General features: G+C 62.8%; 10 protein-coding genes. 4 read left to right on the top strand and 6 right to left on the bottom strand.

Annotation, left to right across the window (positions count from 1 at the left end):
* Positions 1–143 precede the first annotated feature (143 nt).
* Positions 144–1,760: a caspase family protein gene (locus AC04SF_RS00665; RefSeq protein WP_488476066.1), complete on the top strand. Its 1,617-nt coding sequence runs from the start codon at positions 144–146 to the stop codon at positions 1,758–1,760.
* A 74-nt stretch (positions 1,761–1,834) separates the two neighbouring features.
* Here AC04SF_RS00665 and AC04SF_RS00660 read toward each other — a convergent pair whose 3' ends face one another.
* Entirely contained in the window at positions 1,835–2,371 is a 537-nt protein-coding gene (locus AC04SF_RS00660; protein ID WP_096455150.1) for an OmpA family protein, read from the bottom strand.
* Between the two features lie 191 nt (positions 2,372–2,562).
* Here AC04SF_RS00660 and AC04SF_RS00655 point away from each other — a divergent pair, with 191 nt between their 5' ends.
* The gene (locus AC04SF_RS00655) at positions 2,563–3,138 is read left to right on the top strand and encodes a DUF6931 family protein (RefSeq protein ID WP_488476655.1); all 576 of its coding nucleotides are present in this window, start codon (positions 2,563–2,565) and stop codon (positions 3,136–3,138) included.
* 47 nt (positions 3,139–3,185) lie between these two features.
* On the opposite strand, the gene AC04SF_RS00650 is transcribed toward AC04SF_RS00655, so the two are convergent.
* From AC04SF_RS00650 to AC04SF_RS00635, 4 genes are all read right to left on the bottom strand, one after another.
* The gene (locus AC04SF_RS00650) at positions 3,186–4,430 is read right to left on the bottom strand and encodes a caspase family protein (protein ID WP_488476065.1); all 1,245 of its coding nucleotides are present in this window, start codon (positions 4,428–4,430) and stop codon (positions 3,186–3,188) included.
* Positions 4,431–4,437: 7 nt separating this feature from the next.
* Entirely contained in the window at positions 4,438–5,532 is a 1,095-nt protein-coding gene (locus tag AC04SF_RS00645) for an OmpA family protein (protein ID WP_488476064.1), read from the bottom strand.
* Positions 5,533–5,778: 246 nt separating this feature from the next.
* A complete protein-coding gene (locus tag AC04SF_RS00640; protein ID WP_488476063.1) occupies positions 5,779–6,111 on the bottom strand; it encodes a hypothetical protein in 333 nt (110 codons plus the stop codon).
* The gene (locus AC04SF_RS00635; RefSeq protein ID WP_488476062.1) at positions 6,108–8,657 is read right to left on the bottom strand and encodes a caspase family protein; all 2,550 of its coding nucleotides are present in this window, start codon (positions 8,655–8,657) and stop codon (positions 6,108–6,110) included. The genes AC04SF_RS00640 and AC04SF_RS00635 overlap by 4 nt, the downstream gene beginning before the upstream one ends.
* Positions 8,658–9,062: 405 nt before the next feature.
* Between AC04SF_RS00635 and AC04SF_RS00630 the strand changes: the two genes are divergently transcribed.
* Together AC04SF_RS00630 and AC04SF_RS00625 are read left to right on the top strand one after the other, a co-directional pair.
* Positions 9,063–9,536 (top strand): hypothetical protein, encoded by a 474-nt coding sequence (locus AC04SF_RS00630; protein ID WP_488476061.1) that lies wholly within the window; start codon positions 9,063–9,065, stop codon positions 9,534–9,536.
* 145 nt (positions 9,537–9,681) lie between these two features.
* Positions 9,682–11,700: a sigma-54-dependent Fis family transcriptional regulator gene (locus tag AC04SF_RS00625; RefSeq protein ID WP_488476060.1), complete on the top strand. Its 2,019-nt coding sequence runs from the start codon at positions 9,682–9,684 to the stop codon at positions 11,698–11,700.
* A gap of 98 nt (positions 11,701–11,798) precedes the next feature.
* On the opposite strand, the gene AC04SF_RS00620 is transcribed toward AC04SF_RS00625, so the two are convergent.
* Positions 11,799–12,842, bottom strand: coding sequence for an NAD(P)-dependent alcohol dehydrogenase (locus AC04SF_RS00620; protein WP_136619350.1), 1,044 nt, complete (start codon positions 12,840–12,842; stop codon positions 11,799–11,801).
* Between the last annotated feature and the right edge of the window lie 42 nt (positions 12,843–12,884).

The raw sequence follows: 12,884 nt of genomic DNA, 5'->3' as shown, positions 1-12,884 counted from the left end.
GCTCAGGCCATTGGCACCACTATTTTCAGGCCCGTCCGTGAACCAAAACCGCGGTCAAGATCACATACGTTCAGGAGCCATTTTCGGCACAGGCGACCCGGTCGCTGACGAATTTAGCACCCTGGTAGGTGGAGGGCTGGTCCATGAAAGCGTTCGCGGTCTTTCTGAGTGGGATTATCCTGGTTTTCCTTGCCGCCTTCGGCGCCGAGGCCGCCGCGCCTGACGCCAAGCGCGTCGCGCTGGTGATCGGCAACAGCGACTATGTCCATGCGGTCACCTTGCCCAACCCCGCCAACGATGCCCGCCTCATCGCATCGACGCTGCGCAATGCCGGCTTCGAGGTGATCGAAGGGGTCGATCAGGACAATGCAGGCATGCACAGCCTCATCAGCCGGTTCACCGAGCAAGCCTACGACGCCGACCTCGCGATCATTTTCTATGCCGGTCACGGCATGCAGGTCGACGGCAAGAACTACCTGATCCCGGTCGACGCCGATTTGACATCGCCGGCCTATCTCAAGACCCGGACCATTCAGATCGACGATTTCATGGCCGCGTTACCGCCCGACCCGGCGATTGGCGTCATCATCCTCGATGCCTGCCGTGACAATCCGCTGGCAAGAACGCTGGCAGCCTCCCTGCCGAAAAGCCGCTCCACTTCGCTGGGCACCGGCCTGGCGCCGGTCGAAGCGAGATCGGACGGCGTCGGCACCGGCGGCCTGCTGATTGCCTACGCGACGGATCCTGGCGCCATCGCTTTCGACGGCGACGGAACCGACAGCCCTTACTCGACGGCGCTCGCCAGGCATCTGACCGAACCCGGCGTCGAAATCCAGAGCGCGCTGACGCGCGTGCGCGGCGAAGTGACGGAAACCACGCAAGGTCGCCAGCGGCCGTGGCACAACGCATCGCTGGGACGCGAGGTTTTCCTTGGGAAACCCGCCGCGGCAGCGGTACCGGCCGCAAATCCCGTTGCCGACGCATCGAACGCAGCAGCGACATCCACTCCTGTCGCCAGTGATTCTCCTTCATGGGAGGTCGAGCAACGTCTTTGGGATGAGGCCGTGAAGCACAATTCCGGTCCGTTCTACCAAGCCTATCTCGACCAGTTTCCGAACGGCCGCTTCGCCACTGTGGCGCGGCTGAACATCGACGAATTGAACGGCCCGAACGCTCAAAACCGACAGGTCGCAGCACTCGATAACCAGGCGAACGCCGGTTCCGGCTCTGCCGTGCGCACGCCGGTTAGCGTTCCGGACGAAATGAAGCAGACGCCGGGCACAGAGTTGACGGAAAGTGCGATCGGCCTCGACCGCCAGGGTCGCATCGACCTGCAGTTGCGGCTCGAAGCGTTGGGCAACGAGCTTGGGCGCATCGACGGAACCCTCGGCTCTCAGACCCGTGAGGCGATCGGCATCTGGCAAGCCGATAACGGACTGCCGCAGACCACCTATCTGACTAGCGAGCAACTGGCGTTCCTGGTGATCCAGTCAGATCCGCAGATGGAAGCCGTGCGTGCCGGATATACCGCCGATCAGGCCCGTGCGGCGCAGCCGAAGAAGCCCGTTGTGCAGAAGGCCCGCACGCTAAGGCCGGTGGCACAGAAACCCCGCAAGCAGCAGGTCGTTTCGAAGTGGCGCAACCGCGAGACCATGGCGCGGCTGGATGATCCCCCGCCGCGCCGGCGCGACAACGACTTCCTGACCAGGGCACTGATCTTCGGCGCCGGTGTGGCGATAGGGGGCGTGCTCAAACACTGACACCCAGAGCAATTCACTGTTTCACGGAAACAGTGAATTGCTCTAACTCTTTGTTTTGACGTAGTTCTAGCGCGCTACTGCGTCTTGATCCGCATTTCCACGCGGCGGTTGACCGGATCGTAAGGGTTGGGGCTGCGCGGGTTCTTTTCACCCATGCCGATCGCGTTGATCCGGGAGGGATCGACACCGCTGGCCGTCAGGAAGGCTGCCACCGATTTCGCACGTCGTTGCGACAGGCCTTCATTGTAATGCACCGTGCCGGTGGCGTCGGTGTAACCTTCGACGACGAAGCTGAACGTGCTCAGCCGGCTGTCCTTCAGCGCCTTGGCGAACTCGTCCAGTTCAGCGCGCGCGGTGGTGTCGAGTGTGGCCGAATCCAAGCCGAAATTGATCAGCATATCGAGGCTGGATTTTTCTCCCGGCGCGTCCTTTGCCTTGGTTTTGCTTTTGCACTCTTCCTCGGTGCCGACGCAAATTCCCCGCGACTTGCCGAGGTCGGCCGCGCCGGTAAAGAACTTCACGATGTCTTCCGATTTCTGAACGGGATCGGCGGAAGCGTGGGTCGAGAAAAACACGACCGCCAACACAAAGGCTGACCTGCCCCACTGCATAGCGGTTACTCCTGTTTGAGCATCCGATTTCGACGATCATGACGATAGCAAAGTTCATGGCAATTGTCTGTCGATAAACGCTGATGGGCACGATCGTGCCAAGGGGTGTTGCGGCGGCACCGGTTGAGACTTGACCAGCGCCCCGCGTGAGGCTTGAGTGGCCAAGGCTTCTCGATGAAAGCGTGGCGATCATGGCCAATGGGCTCCGATTCAAGACCGCACGAGATCTTTTCACGTTTTGCCCCGCTATTGCCCGGGACATGAAAGCCCTTCCAACTGACCAAAGCTCGATCGCATTTTGCCGCGACCTGCTCGCCGGACGCGTTCCCGAAGAAGCGATTACCTTCTGTGCCTATCTGCTTCCCGAGCGGGCCGCGGTCTGGTGGGCGCATGAATGCCTGAGCCACCTGACCGAGCTGTTCGATGGGACCGATCAGGAATTGCTTGCGCATGTTGGCGACTGGGTGGCGGAACCCGACAATCCCCGCCATCGGGCAGCCGTCAGCACAGCGGCAGTGACGCCGCCGACAACGCCTGTCGGCTGGATTGCTCTCGCTGCCGGATGGCGCGACAGTTCGGTTACGGCCGCAACGATGGTACCGGCCTTGCAACCATTTCCTGCCGCCCATGCAGTCAATGCCGGGATTCTGGCCGGGCTCGCCCGTGTCGCGCTCGCGGACCGGTTTGCCGTTCTTTCGGCATTTGTCGAAATGGGCATTCAGATGGCCGAGATCGAGGCGCTGCGCCAATCAGCGGATGCCTATTAGAGCCGCCACCCCGGCAAAAACCGGATGGATGCGCCATACTTCCTGCCCTACTTGCAGCCGCCTTGCGCCCACTTGGCAAGCGCCACCTTGAAGCGTGTTCCCAGCGGGTGTTGCAGGCGCAGAACGGATACATCGTTGGCGGCGAAATTTTTCGCCTGATCGCACAGCCGAGCCTCGTTCCATTCATGGCAGCCGTCGCAGTGCTTGCCCTCCCAGACCGATTTGTCCAACCCCTCCACCGGACTGAACAGGGGCTTGCCCTTGATCAGTTCGGCGATGCTCTTGCCGTCGATTGCCGCATCGCCGAAATCGATCGGACGGTTGAAAAGGATCGGGGCATCCGACGCCAGTTTGGGGATTTTCTGGCGCAGCACGTCGAGCGCAAGCTGATCGTTGCTTTGGCCTGACGTACTTGCCGCGCCGGTGTTGCGCGCTTCGGAGCCGCCTTCGGCCTGAGGTGCGCTCGCTTCGCCCACGATCAATGGCGCATTGAGATCGACCTTGTGCAAGACGACCTCCGTGGTCAGCGAAACATTGAGCCAGGGGCGCTGCTTGCCGGCGGTGGCCTTGAAGACATCACCGGTCACCCTGTTCATCGCCTCGGTGATGGAGACGTTGGATTCGCCGATGTGCTGAAGCAGCGCCGCGGTGAACGGCGAATGTTCGCCGGACCCGTCATAAGCGAGTTGATTGGGGCTGGCGGCGAAGGCGACGAGCGTGCCGGCGCCGCCATTCTCGATCGGGATCTCGGCAAGGCCGCTGCTCGCGCCGTGGACGCCCGCGGTCTTGGCCAGCACCTCGGCGAGCGGGTTGTCGCGGCAGGCGTCGAGAAACACCAGCCTGATACTGGTCTCGCGCGACATCTGGCGCAAAACGAAATCAACCGACACGGCCTCGAAATCGAGGGAGGTCTCGTCCTCCAGCGCGGCGTCGACCGGAAGCAGGTAGTTCTTGCCCGAAACCTGCAAGCCGTGGCCGGCGTAGAAGAACAGCGCGATATCGGCACCGCGCACCTGTTTTGCGAACTGGGCGATCGTCGCCTGCGTCTGCGGCTTGGTCAGGTCGAAGCCGGAAACCACCTCGAAGTCGAGCTTCTTCAGGCGTTCGGCCATGGCCTGGGCGTCGTGCACCGGATTGGCGAGCGGTGCCGCATGCTGATACTGGGCGTTGCCGAGGACAAGGGCGACGCGGCGTTCGGCACTGGCGGCCGTCAACGTCAACAGCAAGGCGAGCAGCGCGAGGCCGGCGGCGCGAAAGAAGCCACCGCAGCGGGCGATCGGATCGGACCTCACCGCAACCTCAGAGCTTGGTCGCGGAAAATTCGATCCGCCGGTTGAGCGCCTTGTTCTTGGGCGTATCGTTGGCGGCAACCGGCCGCTCCTCGCCATAGCCCGCGGAACTGACCTGGTTGCGCGGAATGCCCGCGGCAATCAGGGCGTCGGCAACCGCCTGGGCCCGGCGCTCCGACAGTTGCTTGTTCGCCTCCGGCGAGCCGTCGGAATCGGTATAACCGGAGACCTCGACCTTGAGGCTCGGGCATTTGCCGACGACACCTTCGACCTCGGTCAGCAAGGGACGGCTTTTCGCATCGAGCCGCGCACTGGCGGACCGGAAGTAGATGGCGCCGGTGCGCGAGAGCACGGCGAACCTGTTCAGGCATTCCTCGTCGCTGAAATTCGCCTTTGCGGCATCGGTGGCAACTGGGCCAACCTCGGCCGAACTCGCCGCGGCGGTCGGGGCGGCGGCCGGCTTGCTGCCGTCGGCGGTGAAGACGAAATCGAACGACACCGACGCGGTGGGCACGATGTTGGTGACGTTGGCGGCCTGCTGCAGCTTGTCGATGTTCGGCAACAGCCCGAAATCCTCGACATGGACAGCGACCGGAGCTTCAGAGGCAACCGACACCATGTTGTCGCTGATCATGGTGACGACGACGCTGGCCTCGAGATCCTTGTCGACGCCATGCAGATTGAGGCGGAACGGCAGCGTTGCCTTCACCCTGCGCTTTGTCGCGAGATCGGCGAATGCGGCGGGGTCCACCTTCGCGGTCAGTTCTGCGGTCGGGTATTTGAATGTCTCGAAGAATAGGAAGCGCATGCGAACGTTGCGCAGGTCGACGCCGGTATCGACGGAATTAAGGTCGAACGTGACCTTGGCATCACCCGCCGCGCTGAGCGTGCCGGTGATGTTCCTGATCTTGTTGGTCTCGACGATCGTGTTCTTCTTGACCGACTGGTAGGTGATCACCGAAGCGGTGGGATCGAGCGTCCAGTTCGGCGCGGCACTGGCGGCTTGCGATCCGAGCAACAGCAATGACGCAACGATCAGGCCAAAGACCCTTGCAGCAGGGCCTTTCGACGTTGTCTTCCACAAGAATGCGACGACTTCGTACATGGAACGCCCCTGCCCAGGACAACCGTATCGATACCGACACCACGCGGGAGCATAGTGCACTTGCGGCTGGTTGGCGAGCAACTCCCGATAATCCTGAGAAGGCCGGATAATCGGCGAAGAACCGATGCTGCCCAATTCGTGTGCTGTTTTCAATCCCAGCGACCCCAAGCCTTTTGAAACGGTGTAGGGGTCCGTTCTGCTGCGACCAGAATAGGTCATAGCTGCCGCTGACCTCTTGAGACTTGGTCAACCTCCCCAGCCACTGCCGCCGCCACTACCGCCGCCACTGCCGCCGCCGCTGCCGCCGCCTCCGCCCGCGGTAGGCACGACAGGCGGGGGAACCGTGGTTTCCTCAACCGGCACAATCACCTTCTTGGCGGTGACCTTCTTCTGCTGGCCGATCTTCGGCGTCGACGTCGTGCGAACGAGCTTCGGCTTGTGCTTCGTCGTCGTCAGCACCGGTTCGGGCTTGGGTGCGACGGACATGCAGCCCGTTAGTGCCACCAGGGCACCGGATAGAATCGTTGCAATCAATGCCTGCTTTACTGCCCTGCCCACCATCGCCTCCTTGTGGATCAAAACAAGTCCCGACGCGGATTGGCTTGCTCCCAGACCGCCCTGGCCGTCTTGACCAGTTGGTCGTCCAGCGAGCCGTTCGCCGCGATCTTCGACTTGAGTTCGCCGCGCAACTGCTTCAGCGCCGCCGTTTTCGCCTTCACTGCGAATTTCGTCAGCGTCGCTTGGGCGCCCGGCAATTCTTTGCGAAGATCGAGCGCGACGGCGAAGGCCAGATAGCGCACAGCTGTAACCTGGTCGGCCTTGTCGCCCTTCTGCATTTCGAGAGCCGCGCGGTCATATGCGCCGGACTGATCGCCGCGTGCCGTGGCCAGCTCGAACAGTCTTTGCGCTTCATCGAGGTTCTGCCCTACGCCGACACCATCGCGGTACATGCGAGCGAGGCTGGCCGGAGCGTAAGGCTGGCCGAGATCCATGGCCTTCTGGAAAAGCCCTTGCGCCTGGCCGGGATCCTTCTCGACGCCCACGCCGGCCAGGTAGTTGCGGCCAAGCAGGTTCATCGAATACATGTCCTGCCGCTCCACGCCCGCTTTCAGAAAGGCCACGGCGCGGGCCGGATCGGCGGGCACGCCATTGCGGCCTTCCGTGAAGATCGCGGCAAGATCGTTCATCGCGTAGGTATGGCCCATGGCGGCTGCCTTGAGCAGCAGGTCCAGCCCCTTGCCGGTGTCGCGCTCGACGCCATAGCCATTGAACAAGGCACGCCCCCATGACGTCATCCCGTAAGGATCGCCCTTGTCCGACGCCGCCGCGTAGAAGCTATTGGCCTGCTTGCGGTCGATGGGCATTCCCGTTCCCGTCGCGTTGAAGTAGCCAAGCTCGAACACGGCGCGGACGTGGCCTTTGTCGGCGGCAGCCTGGACGGCTTTTTTGGCCTCCTCGACCTTGCCGGCTGCCAGCAGCGCGCGCCCGAGTTCGTAGCGGAAGCGGGCGACATCGGGATAGGCCTTGACCGCCGCCTCGCAGGCCTTCACGGCCTCAGTGCCGATTTCATTCGGCAGCAGACCTGGGACGACGCCTTGCAGGTCGAGAGGCTCGCCGGCGGCCTGGTCGCAGGGATCGACGCTTGGCGACAGCTTCATGGTGGCGGGCTTTGATGAGCTGCTGTCGGCCCGGATCTCGAAGCCGACCTCGACCGGCGCGGCCGCACCGATCTGGGGTTCGTAGCGCAGCTGGTCGACCTCATCGGCCATCAGGCTCGACTCCGGCGACAGGGCACGATCCGGCAGGGACAGGGTTCCCGTTGCCGGATAGCTCGCCAGTTTCAAGCTGACCGCGGGATCGTTTGTTGGGAAATCCAGCTTCAGCGGAACCGGTCCGACACCGACCGGAACGCTGATCTCACGGTTTTCGATCGCCTCGGCGGCGCCGGTGATGTGGATGCCCCGCTCCAGCACCTGCTGCTTCTGCTCGGTCTCGAGCGAGGCGACAATCTGTTCGCCCTCGGCGCCCTGGCCGTTCTTGACACGGAACACCATGATGCCCTGGGATTGGCCACCCCAATTGTCATGCGTGGCGTAGGCCAGCATGTCGACCTCTTCCGGTGTACCGACGCCCTTGGGCACATCCATCTTCAGGCGCGGCAGGTCCCTACCCTCGATCGGTTCGCCGACCGCGACAGCCTTGCCGTCGAGCAACAGGCGTCCGAGCGCGGGCGGCCTTTCGATGCTGACGGTGATCGATCCGCCATCGACATCGACCGGTTCCGGCAGGTCCAGGGCAACAGGTCCGACACCCGACGGTACGACCTTCTCCAGAACCGGCGGCAGCGAAGGCCGGCTGGCGCGGCGCATCAGCACGACTTCGTCGATGAGCGAGGAGTTTTCCCAGGGGACCTGCTTGCCGTCGGTCGCCTCGACCACATCGCGGCGCACCGCGGCCATGACCGTGCGTATCTCCTGGTTCGGCGCCAGCGCGCGACGCGAGAACGCGGATGAGAACGGGCTGAGGTCTCCCGCGCCATCATAGGCGGCCGCCCCTGGCTCGGTGGCAAAGGCAATCAGCGTGTTCAGCGAGCTTTTGACCTGCGCAAGACCGGTGTTGCCCGCCGTGATCAGCTGGTCCCTCAACCAATAATCCTTGCGCGGAAACGGATTGTTGCGACAGGCATCGAGGATGATCACCTGGATCTTCGATTTCGCGCGCAGTTGCTGCAGGACGTCGTCCAGCTTGACCGCCTGCACCTCTATGTCGGCCGCATTTTTCAGCGAGGCATCCACCGGGATCAGGAAATTCTCGCCGCCGATCTGAAAGCCATGGCCGGAATAATAGACGACGGAGAGATCGGCCCCGTCCGCCGCCGCGAGGTAGTTGCGGAACTGCTCTTCGAACTGCAGCTTTGTCAGATCCTTGGCAACGAACACTTCGAAGCCGGCCAGCCGGAACGTCTTGGATACGTCCTCGGCGTCCTTGTCGGGGTTCTTGAGAGCGGGGATTTCCCGGTACTCGGAATTGCCGATCACCAGGGCGACCCTTCGATCGGCCGACGCGTCGAAGCTCGTAAGGACCGCCACAAGGAAGACCGCGATCAATCCGCAAAGTCGGAGCATGGCAACTGCCTCAACCGCCGCGACCTGACGACCACAAGCTCCCCAGATTGCGGTATCAAGGTCTGTTGAAGAACTCACAATCCGCCGAGACAGGAACCGGAAAAAGACCGAAAACCGTCGCGGCAGTGGGCACCTTCCTCATCCAGATGTGTAAACTACCTCAGAGGTGAAGCGTCCGCAATGCGTGTCGAACCACCTCGGCGTGGCTGTCCGGCTCCGAGGCACAACTTTTTGAAACAGAAGGGCCAGCAGGCAATCTCGTGTAGCAGCCACCTGCTACCAACGACGTGAATTTCGGCGCTACCTATTGTGAATGGCGCATCTGGCGATGGCAGTGTAGGGTTCGCTGCAAATAAGAGCGACCGTACCCACGGCACCGCCAAGCCAACGAATCTGGGAGGATTCATGGTCGAGATCATCTCCAAGCGGGACGGCCCGCGGCGCGAGGATGTTCAGGTCAAACGACTGATCGAACAGAACCGCTCGACCATCACTCGCATTGCCGACCAGATCAGCGGCGGCGGCTATTCGGCTTCGAAGAAGCCGCGCCAGCAGCCCAAGGCTGAAGGGTTGATCATCCACGTCGGCGGCAGCGCTGCGACCGCCGCCGAAGCGAGCCCATCCATCCGCGTTACCATGAACGGCCGTGTGATTTCCAAGGATCAGAACACAGGTCGCCAGCTTCATCATATCGGCGACGTCCGCGCCCGAAACGGCGAGCAGATCTTCGTGCTGGCGACGAAGCAGAACGGCTTCTTCTCGCCGGTCGACGAAACCATCGCAAAGGCGCTCACCGGGCTGGACGGATCCCGGCTGAGCGCGACCTATACCGAGGAGCAACTGGCAGGCGATATCGGCGCGAAACTCGGCATCGACTGACGGCAGGTTGTTGGGCGTGGCTGCGCACGTCCAATCCGCGACAGCATACAGAAATGGCATACCTCAAAGGTACTGTGATGACTGAATGAGACACGCGAGCGGCCCCAATCCGATGAAAACCGATGCTCTAGCGACGCATGCGTCGATGGCCACCGGACAGCTGGTTCTGGACAGGATCGACTATGATGAGCGCGCCACCATGCGCGCCTGGGAGAGTTTTCTCTCCGACGAGCCGACAAGCGCGCGCGATCCGGTCCACGTTCGCTCGTTGATCCACGATTCCTGGTACCGCAGCGCCACCGGCGGTATCAACGCGCAAGGCATCGAAGCGCCGCTGAACAGTGATCGCGACGAGATCGAATATCTGACCCGCGCCAATGCGGAACTGCTTTCGGCGGCGCGCCGGTCGTTCGCCTCGCTTGGCCAGTTGCTGGACGGGACAGGCGCTATGCTGGTGCTAGCCGACAGCGACGGCGTGCTGATCGACGCCATCGGCGACAAGAAGACGCTGCATGACGGCATGGATATCCACCTCGCCATCGGCGGCAAATGGAACGAGGGCGCTGTTGGAACCAACGGCATTGGCACGGCGCTGTGGACCGGTGAGCCGACTTTCGTCCATGCGGCCGAGCATTTCTGCGCCGGCATCAAATCCTGGACCTGCGCCGGCGCGCCGATCCGCGATCCGCTGGACGGCAAGATCATCGGCGTCGTCGACCTGTCGGGCTATTCGCCGATCTTCCGGCCGCACAACACAGCCCTCGTTGCCGCCACCGCCAGGCAGATCGAAAAGGCATTGGCCGAGCAGCAGCAGGAGCAGCGCACGCGTCTGCTCGAAGCCTTCATTTCATCGGCGCCCAGTTACCGCCGGAAGGACGGTTTGGTGATCGTCGATCATCGCGGCCGCGCCATCTTCTGCAACAACGTGCCCAATGGCGACACGACGGAGATGATGGACGGCCCGATGGAACCAGGGCGTGGCCGCTGGCTGATGAACCTGCCGGCCTCCGGCTCGGACACCGATCTCGCCAACGCGCTGCCGCCGCATCTGCGCTCCTGTCATGTCACGCCGCTGAAGCTCGACGGCGACCTTCGTGGCGCGGCTCTGGTGTTCCCCTCGGTGCCGGCCGTCTCCAGCATGACGGTGATCCGCCGGGAGGAGAACAAACACCTGCGGACAGCCGCGGCGATGATTGTCGGCGAAAGCGAAAAATTGCTGGCCGCCGTCGATATCGCCTCCCGGGTGGCCGGGTCGAACGGTGTCACCTCGTTGCTGATCGAAGGCGAAACCGGTGTCGGCAAGGAGTTGTTCGCGCGGCTGGTCCATGCCGGCAGCCGGCGTAGCGAAAACGACCCGTTCATAGCCATGAACTGTGGCGCGATCACCAAGGAATTGTTCGGCAGCGAATTGTTCGGCCACGTCGCCGGCGCCTTTACCGGCGCTTCGCGCGACGGCAAGCCGGGCATCTTCGAACTCGCCAATGGCGGCGTGCTCAGCCTCGACGAAATCGGCGAATTGCCGCTCGAAATCCAGCCCTTCCTGTTGCGTGTGCTGGAAGAACGCGTGGTCCACCGCATCGGCGACTCCAGGGGCCGGCCGGTGGATGTGCGGCTGGTCGCCTCGACCAATCGCGACCTCAAGCAGGAGGTCGCCGCCGGACGCTTCCGCAGCGATCTCTACTACCGCATCGGCGCGGTCTCGATCCATGTCCCGGCGCTGCGCGAACGCAGTGACGACGTGCTGCTGCTGATCGAGCATTTCAACCGGCAGATCGCGAAGCTGGCCGGCAATGACCCGCTGGAGTTTTCGAACGAAGCACTCGACGCGCTGCTGGCCTATCGCTGGCCTGGCAATGTGCGCGAACTGAAGAACCTGGTCGAACGCCTGCACATCTTGTCGCGCGGCGGCACGATCGAACTCCCGGATCTTCCCGGAGAAATCAGTGCGGGCAATCGCAACGGCATCGCCACGCACGGCGACCATCCCGCAACCATGCTCGAAGCGCCGGTATGCACATTCGAGGATGCGGAACGCCAGGCGATCAAGAATGCGCTTGCCGCGGAAAGCGGCAATCTCAGCAAGGTTGCGCTGAGGCTCGGCATTTCGCGGCCGACGCTCTACCGCAAGCTCGGCCAATACGGGATCCGGCGCGGCTTCCTCTGACAGCAGCTTCCCCTGATAAGGGGCAAAAAGAAACCCATGGCATTTGCGCCATGGGTTGGGGAATTGCGGCCGAGGCCGGTGGCCGGCCTCCGGATACCTCAGGGGACGATGACGCCGCGGCCGGTGAACCGGCGGTTCTTGAAATCGTCGAGGGCGGTGTTGATGCTGGCGAGATTGTATTCGGTGTAGTGCATCTTGACCTTGCCGTCGGCGTTGAGCTCCATCAGTTCGACAAGCTCGGTGAAATTGCCGACCAGGCTGCCGCCGATGTTGATCTCCTCGATGACGAGATGCGCGGTCGGCACATTGATGTTGCCGCCATAGCCGACGACGAACAATTGCCCGCCCTTGCGCACCATCTTCCAGCAGATGTTCTCGACACCGAGTTCGCCGACGAAGTCGATCACCACGTGCGCGCCACCGCCGGTGATCTGGGCGACTTCCTCGACGACATTCGGCCCGCCGTCGAGGATGAAGTCGGCGCCAAGGTCCTTGGCCAGCACCCGCGCCGCCGGCTCGCGATCGACTGCGATGATGCGGCAACCCGAAATCGCGTGCAGCGATTGCAGCGCGATGTGGCCGAGCCCACCAATGCCGAGCAGCACGCAATAACTGCCTGGCCGCAGCAGCTTTGCGGCACGCTTGGCGGCGCGGTAGGCGGTGATGCCGGCGTCCGCCAACGGCGCCACCTCGATCGGCGTGATGTTGGCGTTGAGCTTGATCAGCGAGCGTTCGCTGGTGATGAAATATTCGGCGAAGCCGCCATTCATGCCGAGGCCGGGGAACTGGCCGTTGTCGCAATACATGTCCTCGCCATGGCGGCAATTGAGGCAGATGCCGCATGAGCGGAAGGGATGGCAGATCACCGCATCGCCACGCTTGACCGACCTGACGCCGCTGCCGACCTCCTCGACCCAGCCAGCATTTTCGTGGCCCATGATGTAGGGCAACAGCGTGCCCTCGGGATCCATGGTCGGCTTCCACACGCCCTCGATGATGTGCAGGTCGGTGCGGCAAAGACCGGCGGCTCCCACCCGCACGATCACCTCGTCGGGCGCGGTGATGGTCGGCGCCTTGACCTCCTCGATCTTGAGCTGGACGTTCATCTTCGGGTCGTATTCGTAGAGTCTGGCAGCTTTCATCGTCGTATCCCTTGAATGTAGAGATTGTCTGGGTCGAGATTG

The sequence above is a fragment of the Mesorhizobium sp. CNPSo 4671 genome (assembly GCF_057784245.1).
Note: the sequence above shows the minus strand (reverse complement) of the source record. Positions and strands in the feature narration are given on the sequence as shown.